General features: G+C 43.7%; 15 protein-coding genes. All 15 read right to left on the bottom strand.

The window, feature by feature from the left end; translation table 11 throughout:
- Position 1: 1 nt before the first annotated feature.
- The 15 genes from rfbA to LIR34_RS11500 all read right to left on the bottom strand — a co-directional run bounded on the left by rfbA (position 2) and on the right by LIR34_RS11500 (position 16,303).
- A complete protein-coding gene (gene rfbA, locus LIR34_RS11570; RefSeq protein WP_161284960.1) occupies positions 2–880 on the bottom strand; it encodes a glucose-1-phosphate thymidylyltransferase RfbA in 879 nt (292 codons plus the stop codon).
- Positions 881–911: 31 nt separating this feature from the next.
- A complete protein-coding gene (locus LIR34_RS11565) occupies positions 912–2,168 on the bottom strand; it encodes a D-alanyl-D-alanine carboxypeptidase family protein (protein ID WP_173902825.1) in 1,257 nt (418 codons plus the stop codon).
- Between the two features lie 14 nt (positions 2,169–2,182).
- Positions 2,183–3,310, bottom strand: a complete 1,128-nt coding sequence (rffA, locus tag LIR34_RS11560; RefSeq protein WP_173902824.1) for a dTDP-4-amino-4,6-dideoxygalactose transaminase — start codon at positions 3,308–3,310, stop codon at positions 2,183–2,185.
- Positions 3,311–3,354: 44 nt separating this feature from the next.
- Entirely contained in the window at positions 3,355–4,293 is a 939-nt protein-coding gene (locus tag LIR34_RS11555) for a glycosyltransferase family 2 protein (RefSeq protein WP_173902823.1), read from the bottom strand.
- A 20-nt stretch (positions 4,294–4,313) separates the two neighbouring features.
- Positions 4,314–4,661: a DMT family transporter gene (locus LIR34_RS11550; RefSeq protein ID WP_161284964.1), complete on the bottom strand. Its 348-nt coding sequence runs from the start codon at positions 4,659–4,661 to the stop codon at positions 4,314–4,316.
- Entirely contained in the window at positions 4,661–5,041 is a 381-nt protein-coding gene (locus LIR34_RS11545) for an EamA family transporter (RefSeq protein ID WP_173902822.1), read from the bottom strand. The genes LIR34_RS11550 and LIR34_RS11545 overlap by 1 nt, the downstream gene beginning before the upstream one ends.
- 15 nt (positions 5,042–5,056) lie before the next feature.
- The gene (locus LIR34_RS11540) at positions 5,057–6,244 is read right to left on the bottom strand and encodes an ATP-grasp domain-containing protein (protein ID WP_173902821.1); all 1,188 of its coding nucleotides are present in this window, start codon (positions 6,242–6,244) and stop codon (positions 5,057–5,059) included.
- Between the two features lie 2 nt (positions 6,245–6,246).
- Positions 6,247–8,370 carry a pyridoxal-phosphate dependent enzyme gene (locus tag LIR34_RS11535; RefSeq protein ID WP_173902820.1) on the bottom strand — a complete coding sequence of 708 codons (2,124 nt, stop codon included), beginning with the start codon at positions 8,368–8,370 and terminating at the stop codon, positions 6,247–6,249.
- Between the two features lie 75 nt (positions 8,371–8,445).
- Positions 8,446–9,528, bottom strand: coding sequence for a dTDP-glucose 4,6-dehydratase (rfbB, locus tag LIR34_RS11530; RefSeq protein ID WP_173902819.1), 1,083 nt, complete (start codon positions 9,526–9,528; stop codon positions 8,446–8,448).
- Between the two features lie 59 nt (positions 9,529–9,587).
- Entirely contained in the window at positions 9,588–12,212 is a 2,625-nt protein-coding gene (locus tag LIR34_RS11525) for a L,D-transpeptidase family protein (protein ID WP_173902818.1), read from the bottom strand.
- 29 nt (positions 12,213–12,241) lie between these two features.
- The gene (locus LIR34_RS11520) at positions 12,242–12,505 is read right to left on the bottom strand and encodes an HPr family phosphocarrier protein (protein WP_173902817.1); all 264 of its coding nucleotides are present in this window, start codon (positions 12,503–12,505) and stop codon (positions 12,242–12,244) included.
- 16 nt (positions 12,506–12,521) lie between these two features.
- Positions 12,522–13,802 (bottom strand): CdaR family protein, encoded by a 1,281-nt coding sequence (locus LIR34_RS11515; protein WP_173902816.1) that lies wholly within the window; start codon positions 13,800–13,802, stop codon positions 12,522–12,524.
- Positions 13,780–14,667 (bottom strand): diadenylate cyclase CdaA, encoded by an 888-nt coding sequence (gene cdaA, locus LIR34_RS11510; protein ID WP_173902815.1) that lies wholly within the window; start codon positions 14,665–14,667, stop codon positions 13,780–13,782. Before cdaA ends, LIR34_RS11515 begins: the two co-directional genes overlap by 23 nt.
- Positions 14,668–14,759: 92 nt before the next feature.
- On the bottom strand, positions 14,760–15,872 hold the full coding sequence (locus LIR34_RS11505) for a hypothetical protein (protein WP_173902814.1): 1,113 nt from the start codon (positions 15,870–15,872) through the stop codon (positions 14,760–14,762).
- Complete coding sequence (locus LIR34_RS11500) at positions 15,869–16,303, bottom strand: hypothetical protein (protein WP_161284974.1); 435 nt, start codon at positions 16,301–16,303, stop codon at positions 15,869–15,871. The genes LIR34_RS11505 and LIR34_RS11500 overlap by 4 nt, the downstream gene beginning before the upstream one ends.
- Between the last annotated feature and the right edge of the window lie 180 nt (positions 16,304–16,483).

The following is a 16,483-nucleotide window of genomic DNA, read 5'->3' as shown; positions in this document are numbered from 1 at the left end:
TTTATAATCCCTCCGCTACTTCGATCAGATATTTTCCATAGGCAGTCTTGAGAAGTGGCTGTGCCAGCTCAACAAGCTGCTCCTTTGTGATAAATCCACGTTTGTACGCAATCTCTTCAATGCAGGAAATATAAAGTCCCTGACGTTTCTGGAATGCTGCAACAAAATCAGCTGCATCCAGAAGAGAATCATGATTTCCGGTATCCAGCCACGCAAATCCACGTCCAAGAGTCTCCACCTTAAGAGTTCCTCTTCTCAGATATTCATTGTTGATGCTGGTGATCTCAATCTCGCCTCTTGCAGACGGTTTTACATTTTTGGCAATCTCTACAACATCATTGTCATAGAAGTAGAGTCCCGGAACTGCATAATTTGACTTCGGATGCTCCGGTTTTTCTTCGATGGAAAGTGCCTTTCCATTTTCATCAAATTCTACGACACCATATTCTCTTGGATCCCTTACATAGTATCCAAAAATAGTTGCTCCCTTTTCCTCTTCTGTGCGTTTATATGCATTCAGAAGCACTCTTGAAAAGCTCTGTCCGTAGAAAATATTGTCTCCCAGAACAAGTGCTACAGCATCATCACCGATAAAGTCAGCACCGATGATAAAGGCATCTGCCAGTCCCCGCGGCTGTTCCTGTACTGCGTACTCAAATCTCATTCCCAGCTGACTTCCATCTCCCAGAAGTTCACGGAATACCGGAAGATCTCTCGGTGTGGAAATGATCAGAATCTCACGGATGCCAGAAAGCATCAGCGTGGAAAGTGGATAGTAGATCATCGGCTTGTCATATACCGGCATGATCTGCTTGGAAATTGCCTTGGTCAGCGGATATAATCTGGTTCCTGAACCGCCTGCTAAAATAATACCTTTCATGGGTTGCCCTCCTTTTGTTTACATATCTACTCTAATAATTTTTACGATGAAGCAGGATCAGAAGAATGACCAGAAGCACTCCCATTCCGGCCATCACTCCGAGAAGGATTTTGGATGTCCTGGAAAATCCCTTTGTTTCATTCTGTATTTCTGATACTGCGTTTTCTGTCTGTTCTCCTGCCGGAGTTTCTTCGGTTACTTCTTCCTGTACAGGTGCTTCTGTTGGTGCAGGTGTCGGATCTGCTTCCATCACATAGCCAACATATTGACCATTGTAATAATAACGGTTCATGGTCCTGCCGTTTTTGTCTGTGCTTTCTGTCGTCAGATCATTGACCGTGACTCCCTTAGGTACAGACATCTTTGTACCATTCACATCAATCGTATCGAAATTATTGAACGCATAGTCAAACAACGCTGTACTGTCTGTACAGTTGATTCCCAGATCAACCGTCCTCATAGTCACCGCAATGTATGTCCTGCCGTTTCTTTCTGCCGCAACAACCAGAGTATGCTGTGCTTCATTGGCAAAACCGGTCTTTCCACCGATGCAGCCTTCATAATAAAGATCTGATTCTTTTGCCATAAGCGGCATATGAGTATGCATTGGTCTTGCCTCACTTAAGTTTGTTGCCGGAATTGTATAGCCAACACTTTCAATCACCTTCCGGAACCTTGCATTCTTAAGACCAGCCTTCATGATCTTTGCAAGGTCAAGTGCACTGGTATAATGATTTTCATCCGGCAGACCACTGGCATTTACAAAATGTGTATGCGTACAGCCAAGTTCTTTGGCTTTCTGATTCATCATATCGACAAAATTGGCCTCTGTACCGCCGACATATTCTGCAATCTGGGCACAAACCTCATTCGCGGACTTGATATAGGCAGCAAACCAGCAGTCCTTCATCGTCATCTGCTCGCCCAGCTGGGCATTGATATTACTGCTGTCCCAGGTAACATCACGAATTCCCGTCTCTGTAAATGTCACGACATCTTTCGGCGAACTGTTCTCAATTGCTACCAGAAGTGTCATCAGTTTCGTTGTACTTGCAGGATACCGGCATTCATTCATTCCCTTGTCATAGAGAACTGCTCCTGTATCTGCATCGATCAGAACCGCTGCCTCAGAAGTGGTCTGTGGCCCTGCCGGCCAGCTCTGGATATTGTTGGTTGCGACTGCTGCCGGAGTACCGTTTGCAGTAACGGCAGCTGCCTGTACCTGTGCAGAAAACGCCAGAATCAAAGCACTTCCCAACGCAGCTATCTGGCATATTCTTTTTTTCATTGTATTACCTCCGTCTAAAACTCAAACTGCTGTATCTTTTCTACAATGTATTCCATATCTGTTTCGGAAAGATCATAAAACATCGGAAGCCGTACCAGACGTTCACTCTCTTTTGTCGTATAAACATCCTCGCCGCAGAATCTGCCGAACTTCTCTCCCGCCGGTGAACTGTGCAGCGGAACATAATGAAATGCAGCACAGATGTCATTCTCTTTAAGGTAAGCGATCAACCGGCTTCTGACAGACAGATCTCTGACCTTAATGTAGTACATATGTGCATTGTGTACACAGCCTTCCGGCACAAACGGACGCTGGAGCTTGCCCGCATCCTCAAGATTCTTGAGATTTGTATGATAATAATCGTAGATCTCATGACGCTTGTGATTGATTTTTTCACATTCTTCAAGCTGTGCATAAAGATAAGCGGCATTCATCTCGCTCGGCAGATAAGAAGAACCATAATCGATCCAGCGGTATTTATCTACCTGACCACGGAAAAATTTACTTCTATCTGTTCCCTTTTCACGGAGGATCTCTGCCTTTTCCTGATATTCGCTCTTCTGGAAAACAAGGGCTCCACCCTCGCCCATTGTGTAATTCTTGGTCTCATGGAAGCTGTAGCAGCCAAAATCTCCAATTGTTCCAAGTGCCCTGCCATGGTAATATGCCTCCACACCCTGTGCGGCATCCTCAACAACCTTGAGATCATACTTCTCTGCCAGTTCCATGATTTTGTTCATCTCACATCCCACACCTGCATAATGAACAGGAACGATTGCTTTTGTTTTGTCTGTGATCGCCTGCTCGATCAGATTTTCATCAATGTTCATAGTGTCCGGACGAATATCTGTAAAAACAATCCTTGCTCCTCGAAGAACAAAGGCATCCGCAGTAGAAACAAAGGTATAGGATGGCATGATAACCTCATCCCCCGGCTGGATATCGCTGAGGAAGGCTGCCATCTCCAGTGCATGTGTACAGGATGTTGTGAGAAAAACCTGATTCACATCAAACCGTTTCCTCATCCACTCTGAGCAGAGCTTTGTATATTTACCATCTCCGCAAAGCATTCCCTGTGCCACTGCATCCTGGATATATTTTAATTCATTTCCGACAATTGCCGGCCTGTTAAAATCTATCATATTCTGTATCTTACCTCTCTTCCTTCTCTGATGTGTTCTTCGCGTTACTGTTCACTCCGTTCACAGATATTCTCCTTATCCCGGATCACATACTGTGGAGTCTTATTGATATTCAGCATCAGCTTTCCAAGATATTCTCCTATGATTCCAAGCATCAGGAAGGTAATCCCAAACAATACCAGCATCGCACACATCAAAGAGGACCATCCGATCGCAATTGTCGGGTCCAGCAGCTTACGGACAAGCACCACAACTGCCCCGATAAATCCGGCTGCTGAAAATAATGTTCCAAAAAACGTGGATACCCGAAGAGGAATCACTGTAAAATTCAGACAGGAAAGAAAAAGATTCAGTCCCTTGCGGAAATTATAATTCGATGTTCCTACCTCTCGCTCAAAATGTTCAATCTCAATATTTGCAATGTTATGGGTCGTACGGAAAAACAACACCTGCAAAAAGATATTGTATCCGTCATACTTTATAATCTCATCCCTCACATAGCGTCTGCAGCACCAGAAACTGCTCATCTGGATATCCTTCGGACGGTCCAGAAGATGCCACAATAAGAAACGGCTGACTGCTCCTGTCAGATTCTTGAATGCTGAAAATTTTCTCTGTTTGAACACACCGAATACAATATCATATCCCTCCCGGATCTTATCCAGAAAAAGCGGAATCTGTGACGGATGGTTCTGCATATCATCGTCCATTCCGATGATCAGATCACCCTCTGTATAATTCATAGCCGCCATGATCGCGTTATGCTGTCCAAAATTCTTCGCAAGATTGATTCCCTTGACATTTGAGTGTTTTTCTGCCAGTGCATGGATCGCATTCCATGTTCCATCTCTGGAATAGTCGTTGACCAGCACAAATTCACACTCGTAGTCCTTTAATTTTTCAAATTCCTCTATTGCCAATTCTACCACTTTTCCAATGGTATGTTCCGAATTATAGCATGGTATGACAATGGATACCAGCATGTCCTATATCCCTCATTTCTCTATATCTTGTTAAATATAATAACGCCTGCCAGAATCAGTGCAAATCCCGCAAGCTTTCTTTTGGTAAATTTCTCTTTCAGGAAAAAATATCCCATCACCGATACAAAAATATATCCTGTTGATTCCAGAATTGGTGACATGGAAAGCGGTACATACTTCAGTGCCAGCATCGTGAGGATCACAGAACAGAAAAACATTCCGTATGCCCCGATCACCAGCGGATTCAAATATTCCTTCAGCGAACTTTCGTAAGTTCTGTCAGCTGCCTTCTTCAGTAAAATCTGTGAAACGGATGAAATAAACACAGAAAAAAGCAGAATGCAGACAGATATCTCCAAACGACTCATCAATGCTCACCGCCTTTCTCACTGTCTTCTCCCGTCACAAGATAAATACCGGCAAAGATGATGGCTGCACCTGCGATCATATTCCAGGTAACCTTCTCACCAAAAATCAATGCTCCCCATATAATTCCCCATATCAGTGTAACCGGTCGGTTGGCATAGGCCACTGTCAGCGGCATTCTCTTGAGAATCTGCTGCCAGATGATCGCATATCCAAACATAATTACAAAAACAAGCCCGAACCAGAAAATAAACTCTATGGAAAAGATATTTCCTGTATATCGGGATGCCATTTTGGAGCAAACTCCACTCAAAGAGCTGAACAGAAGGCTGATATGAAGCATCAGAAAAATACTTTTTTTTGAACTAATGTAATTTCTCATGTTATTCTCTCACAATCATACCGTAAATTCAATGTTTATTTTCGACAAAATCTCTTCCAGACGTTTCTCACATGCTGCAAGACTTTCTCCGCGAAGAATCACCTGTCCCAGGCGATCTCTGCCATTTGTATAGTGATGGACTTCATCTCCCGGCACAATATTAAATGACAGATCCACGATGTCTGCTGCCGGTTTATTCGCATTGTGAATTGCCTTTACAATTCCATCTTTATCCGAAAGTAAGGTTCTGGAAAGATTTGCCGTACCGGAAATTTTGTCACGGAACATCTCCTGCACATCCATACCGAGAGCCAGACGAACGATTGCTTCATAATAATTGATTCCATAGTAAATGCTGACCATCTCCGGCAGGCAGGTTCCTCCGGCTCTTCCGGTGATCTCGATCACATAAATCTTCCCGTTTTTTTCGATCAGATCACAGTTGACCGGACAATTATCAAGACCTGTAGCACGGATTGCCAGTTTAACCTGATCTTCCACCTCTCTTCCCAGTTCATTCTGTTTCTTATATGGAACAGAATGACCGATCGGAGTTGGCACATAGCTCTGAAAAGCCTCAATATTATTCGGCAGGCAATACAAAAGTCGACCGTTCTGTATCATAGCCTCGCATCCAAGCACCTGCCCCTCGATAAATTCTTCAACCAGACAGTAATCTTTCCGGGTTGCTTCCATGGTCTTATTATAATAGAAGAAAGTCTCCTCACGGGTATTACAGCGAAAAATTCCTCTGCTCCCCATAAGATCTACTGCCTTAAGCACAACCGGAAATTCCAGTTTTTCCAGTGCCTCTTCTAACTCCTCCAGACTGTGGATGCAGATATGTCTCGCACAGCGCACACCACCAGCCATAAAGGCTTCCTTCATTTTGAATTTGTCGTTGCTGATATCTGCTGACTTGGCTGAAGGACCGATCAGTCCCATTTGTTCACAGGTATATCCCAGTGCACGAACGCCTGCATCCAAACAGCAGGTTGCGATTCCGTCAATTTCTTTTTCCTGTGCTGCCTTTAGAATTGCCTCGGGACTGGTAATATCTGCATATACACTCTCATCAGCCACTGCAAACCCCGGCCAGTCTCCCGGCGTACTTGCTGCTACAGTCGATACCCCCAGCTGTCTGGCGGCTTCATAAAGAGGGAGCTGAGAATAACTTGCCCCCAGAATCATTAATTTCTGCATTTTTATTTATCCTCTTGTTCAAGAAAGTCAAAAAACAGCGGAGTTCCTCCTGTATGAAGAAACAGAATCTGTTTTCCCTGGATCTTATGTTCTTCCAGATATTTAACCATACCATAAAATGCCTTTCCTGTATAGGTCATATCAAGAGGGATCCCCTCACTGCCATAAATCCGGCGGATCAGATCAGCTACCGGCTCCGACCAGGCACCATAGCCGCCCTCCATATAGGAATCCGTAAAATGAATCGAATCTTCCATGTTTTCCGGAAGTACTCTGTGGAACTTCTCTGCATATTCTCTGAGATTTCCTGCAATCACTTCTTTTCCTCTCGCAGAATTCCGAGAAACAGAAATTCCTACAATCTTACGGTTATCTCTCCTGTTCAGGCTTCCTGCAAGAAGTCCCGACTGTGTGGCATTGGTACTGGATGCCAGAAAAATATAGTCAAAATGAACTCCTCGCATATTTTCGTAACGACAGATCTCTTCGTAGACCTCTTCATAACTTCTCATCGGAACCCATTCCCTGCCCTGTCCTCTGGAATTCCCGTAAATATAATACGGTTTATATCCTTTCTCATAAAGTTCTTTCATTGCCTGCTCCACAGCCGTGGCAATCCCTGATTTACCGCAGGGTATTTCAACAACCCCCATCTTACGGATAATACGGCTGTTACAGGTCTCTCTGTTATCCTTGATATCTTCCGTGTTATGGATCATATAGCAGGGGATTTCCAGTTCATGACAAAGCGTTGCAAGGATACGGCAGAGATTGGAGTGATAGTTGCCGTAGATGATCATACTGTCACAGTTTTCTTCCTGCATATTTTCTATGAATTTCCGTGCAAAACGTACTTTGTTCCCGCCAAACGCGAATGGAAGAAGATCCTCTCTCTTCATAAAAAATGTATTTTTGTTATCTGTATAGCGAAGTCTCTGGATCGGTGTATCAAAGACAGAAACCGGATTTTCCCATGGTCCATGATGCAAAAGCCTGCCCATTTCTTCATAGGATTCTGCCTGCAGAATAAAAAATCCCGGTCGGCTTCCGCTGTCTGTGATATTGGCAGTTTTTACATCGCCCTCCAGCACGACTTTCTTTAAGTTTTGTGGATGATTCTGTCTGATATTTTCCAGAAGCCGCAGATCATTTTCATTCATAAGAAAACGAATTGCAGAAATGTGGGACTCTGCTTTTTTTAATACAGGTGGGTTTCCGGCTGCTGTGTCCACAACCATCCCGACAAAATCCTGACCTGTAGAAAGCGGTACAAGATCAGAACCGATGCAGTCACCGCCCATACGGGAACCAATCTCTATAATCCGGATATCACCCTTTTCGTTGATCCGTAATTCACTGTGCCCTGCCCCGAACTTTACTCCCAGTGCATCCAGTGCCTGAAATACAACGTTCTCCACCTTCCTTCTCATCTCTTCTGACAAAGGAGCCGGCTGTAAATGTCCAACCTCAATATAATGAGGACTTCCTGTTGTAAATTTCTTGGTGACTGCAAGGCAGGTGTGTCTTCCCTGGTAGCTGATCGTCTCCACACTGTACTCCGCACCGGAAATATATTCCTCGATGATTGCTTTTTTCTCAAAAGACTGTCCGACTGCTGCTTCAATCGCCGCCGGAAGATCTGCCGGATCTGTCACCTTGGTGATTGCTCTGCTGCCCGAGCGGTCTGTCGGCTTTACGATCACCGGAAAGCTCTTCGGCTCTGCTATCTCGCCTTCTCTCACACATTCAAAATACGGCACCGGAATTCCTGCCTTTTTGAATGCACTGCGCATAGCATATTTATTCGTGGACTGTCGGATGCAATCCGCACTGTTTCCCGGAAGTCCGAGTTTTTCTGCCAGATACTGCACCGTAATATTTGCAAGATCAGAACCAATTGTTGCTACTGCATCCGGTTTTATCCTGCGGCATTCTTCCAGGATCTCATCCATTTCCACAATGCTTATCTCATAAAAAAAATCCGCATCCTCTGCCCCTGTTGCACCTTCTCTCCAGGCAAAAACATGTGTCTCATATCCCATTTCTTTTGCTTTCAGAATCAGAGGCTTCTGAAAATCATTTGCTCCAATGATCACGATTTTTTTCATAACAATCCTTTCTAACATTAAAAATGCCGCAAGCCTCAGAAACTCCTCCGATGCCTGCAGCAATTTCAGTCTCCGTCTGATTGATCGGAGCGTTTATTTTGTTTTGTACATTTCGTTGTAGTATTTCTGATAGTCACCACTGGTAACGTTCTTCATCCAGTCCTCATGCTCAAAGAACCACTGAATGGTCAGGCGGATTCCATCCTCGAAACAGGTTTCCGGGTACCAGCCGACTTCTTCTTTGATCTTGTCCGGTGCGATCGCATAACGACGGTCATGTCCCTTACGATCCTCTACATATGTGATCAGCTTCTCACTTACAAGTTCTTTACGCGGATCTCCTTCCGGAAGCATCTCCTGAAGAGTATCCAGAATAATATGGATGATCTGGATATTCTGTTTCTCATTATGTCCTCCGATGTTGTATGTCTCAAACAGTCTGCCTTTCTCCTGCACCATGTCGATTCCCTTGGCATGATCCATAACATACAGCCAGTCACGAACATTCTTTCCATCGCCATATACCGGGAGTTTCTTACCCTGAAGTGCATTGTTGATGATCAGCGGAATCAGTTTCTCCGGGAACTGGTATGGTCCGTAATTATTACTGCAGTTTGTGATGTTTGCCGGGAACTTATAAGTATCCATATAAGATTTCACCAGCATGTCTGAAGATGCCTTACTTGCTGAGTATGGGCTGTGCGGATCATACGGAGTTGTCTCATAGAAAAATCCTCCATCCTCTTCCAGCGAACCATATACTTCATCTGTGGATACATGGAGAAATTTCTTATCCGGTTTGAAGGTTCCATCCGGAAGTTCCCATGCAGATTTTGCTGCATTCAGCATAACCAGAGTTCCAAGTACATTTGTCTTGACAAATACTTCCGGATTACGGATACTTCTGTCTACGTGGCTCTCAGCTGCAAAATGAACGACACGGTCGATATCATTCTCATCAAAGATCTTCATGATCGCCTCGCTGTCACAGATATCAGCTTTGACAAATGTATAGTTTTCTCTGTTTTCAACGTCCTTGAGATTCTCAAGATTTCCTGCGTAGGTCAGTTTGTCAACATTGATAATACGAATCTCATTATCATATTTCTGAAACATATAGTGAATATAGTTAGAACCGATAAAACCGGCACCGCCTGTTACTAGGTATGTTCTCATATTTCCTTTCCTCCTGAAAAACGCTCTCCCTCATGGAAGAGCGTTTATTTAACTGATAATTATTGATAATCCGGGTCTGTCGGGTCGAAAGTCTTACTTCCTCTCAGTGGTGTAAGCGGTCTTCTTCCCAGTGGTCCCTTATAGCACTCATCTGCACTGTATTTTCCATCGAATACACGAAGTGTGGAGCCATTGCAGTTCTCATATACCCATTTTGCATCTGCAACACAGGCACGGATACATCCATGAGATGCAGGACTGCCAAGTTTCAGATACTCACCAGCCGGAAGGTTATTTCCATTCTGCAGACCACTTGCTACTGAATGGATAAAGATTCCATTTACCACATGAGTTCCATACTGTCCCCAGGATGGTCCCATCAGCGGCTGCCAGCGAAGAGATCTTGTAAGTTTGTAAGTTCCTTTCAGTGTCAGTGTAACTGGATTACCTACAGAAACACGGATTGTTTTGATCGGGTATTTCTTGCTGCTGTCTGTATATACCGTCATAACACCGTTGGTACGGTCACATTCCAGATAGTATCTGCTGCGTTTAAACTCGTTTGTTCTGTCATACACACGGTTTCCGTATTTATTGAAACGATAGTTAACACCATCGATCCATGCTGTTGTATTCACATACCATTTACCGGTATTCGGGTTAATATAACGTGCCAGGTTTCTGCTTGAGTCGATAGTTACCCATCCTGTTGTAAATCTTCCTCTGCTGTCCAGCCATCCCTTGGTTCCTGCACGGGTAATACTTCTGTTGGTCTGTGCTATACAGTCCTTGAAGTAGAAGTAATACATCTTGCCATCACATCTGATTCTTCTCCAACCTGAAACTGCAAGCAGACCATTGGATGCTGCATAATAATATTTATTATTATATTTGATCCATGTTCCCTTGTACATCTGTCCACGATACTGTTTTGTGCTGGATCTCTGGAAGAAGTAGTATTTGTTGCCAATCTTTGTCACACCACTTGCCATACGTCCGTCAGGAAGGAAATATCTGGATCCACTCCATGCGTTCTGGTAGTTATTTCCACCATTCGTAAACAGGAACCATCCGATAAATTTATTATTGACAGTTACCTTCTGCATTCCCTTCTTCTCTTGTATACGTCCTGCAGTGTTTCCGAAGTAATAATATCTGCCATACTTGGTGGAGCCTGTACCTGCCAGCTGTACCCAGCGATTTCTCCAGGTTGCACGACGGCCGTTTGAAGTAAAGTAATATCTGTAATTACCGATTTTGACAAGACGGTTTGCATAAGCAATACCGGAACTATTGGACATATAATAATATCCATCAGCACCTTTGACCTGTTTTCCCTTGATCAGATAGCCATTTGCATCAAGAAGATACAGATTGGAACTGTTCTTCAGAACTTTATAGGCGCCAATGCCTTTCTTGACATAACGTCCGTCACTTCCGAAGTAACGCCATCTCTTGTTATTGATGCCAATCCATGTGTTTCTGACCATCTTTCCAGGTACAATCTCATTTGCAGAGGCACTTCTGAACCAGTAAAGTCCCTTGTTATTATTGTAAGTAGTTTCTTTTTCTCCTACAAACGGTACACCGTTATTCTGAAGATAATAGTATTCCTTGCCAATCTTATATACCTTCTCTGCGATGTTGATTCTTACACCTGTATTGTCATAGTATTTAAAAGCTTTGGCAGATGTATCCCAGTACCATTTGTTTGTCTGCATCTGTCCAAGTTTGGAATTGTACGGTGCTTTGATATCGGCAAATGCCGGATTTAAATCAGGATTTATTACCTTAACATCACTGACTGTGTTGAAATAATAATAAGAGTCTCCTGCCTTTGCATCACCTGTACACAGATATCCATTTGCATCGAACGCATATTTTGCAGTAAATACTTCCGCTCCGCTTGCATCCAGTGTTGTGATCTGTACAAGACCATCTTTGTCTGTATAGTAAGCCGGAGTTTTCGTCTCTGCTACTGCTGCCGGATCCGTTGTTTCTTCAGCGGCATCCGTTTCTGTACTGTCAGCCGGAATTTCCTCTGCTACTTCCTCTGTCACCGCTTCTTCGGTATTCTGGATATCCTCTGCGGTTTCCACAGCGGCTGAGGTTTCTTCAGTTACTGTTCCTTCGGTTACGGTTGTTTCTTCAGCACCTGTTGTTTCAGCTGCATCTGCTGCATCTTCCGCAGTTCCTGCTTTAGCTCCTGTGTATTTGTAAAGTCTCCACTGGAGTTTCCCGTTGCTGTCCTCTTCATACTTCCAGCGCAGATAAGACAGTTTCGCCTCTGTAATGCTGTCTTCCTCTCCCGGATAAACCGTTCCCACAGCTTCTGTTTTCTCTTCCTCAAGGATATCCTGAGTATCTGCTGTTACATCTGCTTCAGAAGTAAAGTCCGCCTCAGATACAAAATCCATATCTGCATCTTCAGATTCTTTTGTGAATTCCGGTTCGGAATCCACATCTTCCTCTTCACCCTCATCTGATACTGCCTCGTCTATGGTCACAGCAGGATCATCTGTTTCCTCATTGCTGTCTGCTTCTTCATCTGCAACAGGTTCCTCATTGTCTTCTGTAACTGCAATCTCCGCTGAAAAGTCTGCCGCACTGACAGCCGTTGCCTCTGCTGCAGTAGCCATGCACATAGACAGACTCAGTAAAACTGCCACAACTCGTTTCTTCACAACATCTCCTCCTTATTCTTGTAACACCTTTATTCACCAAGACCACTGCTGATCGCACTGGTCAAAGCTTCCATTGCTGCCTGCTCATCTGTACCATCACAGATCAGTTCAATCTCATCCCCGCATTTAACGCAGGCTCCCAGAACACTCAACACGCTTTTGGCATTAGATCTGGCTCCATTAAAGATAAATTCAATTCTGGAATCATATTTAATCGCCTCATTGCATAAAGCTCCTGCCGGGCGCAGGTGAAGCCCTGACGGATTATTGACTGTTATCTTCTGACTGATCATTCTATATATCTCCTGTTCAATTACCTGTATCTGCTGTGGAAATTCTGGAAACTTCCACTCCTGTAGTAACCTCATCTACCAGTTCATATCCCTTCGGAATACTTACCTTGACCGGCACTTCATAGCTGCCTTCTTCCTTACCCTCCAGATCAATAGAAGCCTTGATATCATTCTCGTCCAGGTCCTTAAGATCGTCTTCTGATTTCTTAACTCTGACTTCTATCTTGGCTGTATCAAATGCTACCTGCATTCCTTCCGGCTGATTTTCAACAGAAATATTCTTCGTCAGTATTTCGCAGGCAGTACTCCCTTCCGGCAGGATATTAACTCTTACAAAGACATCCTCACTGGAATCACTGGTCAGCTTCAGTCCCTCCGGCAGGTAGTCGGAAATATTGAGTTTTGCCTCAAAATCACTGCTCTGATCTGAAATATCAACAGCTGAGCCGGATATCCAGATCGTATTATTCTGATTTTTCAGATTGTTCAGTGCCTCTTCACTTCCCGCTATGCTGATCACATTCGGAGTTGTGGTGACACTCTCGACCTGATATCCACTGTCCGGAGTACCTGTGTACTCTGCACTTATTTTAACATCAGTTTTGACTTTCCACAACCTTGCAGTCACATAAACTTTGGAAATATTAAGATAACTCGCATCCGTATCGGAGAATTCCTCTCCATTCTTATCAATGATCTTCACTTCTGTTTCCTGAGTCACGTCCTCTGTTGCCCCATCCACATCAATAGAAGCATTTACCTTATCTATTTTATTAATAAGGGACTTCGGTCCTGTAATCTTGATTTTCTCAGGATTTGAAGTCAGTGAACCCACTTCATATCTCTTATCAGGCCTGGTGTTATTCGTGGTAACATTTACTACAAATTCCTGTGTATCCTTATCTTCCAGATGAAGACTCAGATTATTCGGTGTCACTTCGATATTACCCGGAGAAAGTTTATTACAGGTTACCGTGATCGGAACCATCACCGGATCCGTATCAAGGCTTACCGCCTGCTGAAGATCTGCGACCGCCTGAAAATCACTGGCTGTAATCTTATCCAGAGTTTTTCGCTGTGCCTTGATTGTCACGCGGATCGGCGTCTGGTCACTGTCCTGCATACACATCTTTCCATCTGCATCAATGTATGCCTCATTAAGAAGCTGCACATCTGAAATCACAAACGATTTCGTCCCGACAGGATTGTCAATATTTACAACCAGAAGCCATACGACTACAGCAATCACAAGAGACAGAATCTTCAGAGAAATATTATTTCCCATTTTTTTCTTCATGTTTCACTCTCCCCTTAAAAAGCTGCCGCAGTTTACTGTTATTTATAACTTTCTTGTTCTGTGCACGCTCAAGTACTTCTCGAAGTTCCGAACTGCTGACATTTCTCATCAGATGTCCGCCCTCAGCTACGGAAACCTGCCCTGTTTCCTCAGAGACAATGATCGTCACTGAATCTGTGACCTCACTGATTCCCACACCTGCACGATGTCTGGTTCCAAGCTGCTTACTCAGTTCCATATTGTCGGAAAGCGGAAGATAGCAGGTTGCTGATACGATTCTGTTCTCTCTCACAATGACTGCTCCGTCATGAAGCGGTGTATTATGTTCAAAAATATTGATCAGCAGCTGACTTGTCAGGATTGCGTCCACATTAATCCCTGTTCGAATGTATTCATCCAGACGAATCTCCTGTTCGATCACGATCAATGCTCCTGTCTTAACTTCCGCCATATCATAACAGGCCTTGATCAGTTCATTCACCGTCTTGTCTGTGAAACGTTCCTTCACTTCCTTACCGGTATCAAACGGAATAATCGACGCCATGATCTTCTTCTGCCCGAGCTGCTCTATGACCTTGCGAAGTTCCGGCTGGAAAATGACCACAATTGCCGTGATCAGTGCTCCTGCCAGCTTGGATACAATCCAGAGGATCGTATTCATTTTAAAAATATATGCAAGTACAAGAAAAGCGCCAATAACCAGAAGACCCTTGAGCAAAGTATACGCACGGGTGAACTTGATCCATACCATAAACTGATATACAAAAAATGCAATCAGAATAATCTCTATAATATCAATGATATTCATAGAAGGTAAACTGACTCCTGAAAGATACCTGCCTATCATACCCGTGATATTCCGCATAAACACGCTTTCCTCCTTGCAACCTTTCTTTTATAGACTGCAGCCCCTGTCACTGTTCACTCCGTTCACAATAGACCTTAAAGCTGCTCTGATCACAGATCCTTCAATGACTCCTCGAGTTTCTTCTCGAAATCAATATCATCCATATCTGCCTTGTCAATCACTGCTGTATTTTCTGTTTCCTCTGGTTCCGGTTTCTCTTTCTTTGGTGGAACTGCCCCCTGGAACAGCGGTGCAGAGAAATTCACTACACGTTCATTCTGTTTCCTGTCATCACGCATTGGCTCGCCATTGATCTTCTTGATACTTCTCGCTGAAGTTGCAACCAGAGCCTTCGGTACGGCTTTGACATAGTAATAATAATCATCATCCTCATATTCCAGTCGCTCTGTTCTTGTATAATCGCCTCCAAAAACAAAGAACTCAAGAACAATTCCCAGAAGAACTGCCACCACTGCAAAAACACTCTGTGATGCAACCATAACAGGAAGCCCGAAATACATACTTCCGGCCAGTATCAGTACAAGATAAATCACACCGCCTGCAATGATCCCGATTCTCCACGCATAATCAAACTGTCTGGTACGGATCAGATATACTGCAAGGATCACAACAACAAATGTGATCAAAGTCAGCCACATCTCTCCGTTTTTCATAATTCCATCAGACAAAAGTGTCAGATTATCTATGATCTGTGCATCCTGGTTCATAAGTGCCTGGGACTGCACTCTCACATAACGTACAAAATAATAGATCACCACTCCGCCGCCGGCCGGGAGTGCCGAAACCGGAGAACTCAAAAGGCCGCATCCGATAGGAAGCAATGCCGGAAGATCAAACGCACATGCCAGTGGCGTAAATACCATAACAATGTTTTTTCCGGCACTGAATCTCAAAAACAGGATCAGCATAAAAAGCAGGATCACCAGCATAAATCCGGCAACCTCGATTCCAAGGGCATAACAATGTACCGTCATCATCACACATCCAGTAAAAACGATCATCCCCGTTGGAAGTACGCTGCAGATCAGAGCCAGAATCAATACTACAAATATATTGTCAAGTGCTCTCATATATCCCATATTACTGTTGATCCATACAAAATAAACCAGTGCCAGAACAAATTTAAAAAATGGCATCATATACACTTCATACTGTGCAAATAAGCCTTTGATTTTCTGTTTAAACTCCAGTAATGCTGTCATTTCCGATAACCTCCTGCTGTACCTCTGCCGGACATTTTCTTTTCATCCCTTGCATAAATCTTATTCAGCTCAGTAAGCCGGCTGTAATATTCCCTCACACTTTTCTTGGCCTGATAATACTTCACCGAATACTGGATATACGTCAGTATAGAATATGCGACAAGAACCACCACATATCCGATGATCAGATAAACTCCAAGTGTGACCAGATCCATCTTATGAATATTTTCCAGAAGATACTCCCCAAAATATACTGCCACTGCTGCTACGATCAGTGCATATCCTATCGTAACCAGAAAAAAATTCTTGATCAGTGCAAGTCCGATATAGTCACTTCTGTAATATCTGCTGACCGGAAGATATTTCCTGCCCTTGCCCTGCTCATACATGGCAAGCTTTGTCATTATCTTAACTTTTTCTTCATTGATCATATTCTACTCCTTACAAAATCGTATCTTCTGCTTCTTATGCAGAAATACTGCAACTGTTCAGTACCCTCACAGTTACAAAATACTCATATAAATTAATTGTAACATATATCCATGACCATGAAAAGCCTTTTTTATCCAGTATCCGCCCCTTCCGGCTTCACCTGTAAACAGCTGTTATCA

This window comes from Blautia sp. MSK17_66 (assembly GCF_020538025.1).
Classification (GTDB): domain Bacteria; phylum Bacillota; class Clostridia; order Lachnospirales; family Lachnospiraceae; genus Blautia_A.
Note: the sequence above shows the minus strand (reverse complement) of the source record. Positions and strands in the feature narration are given on the sequence as shown.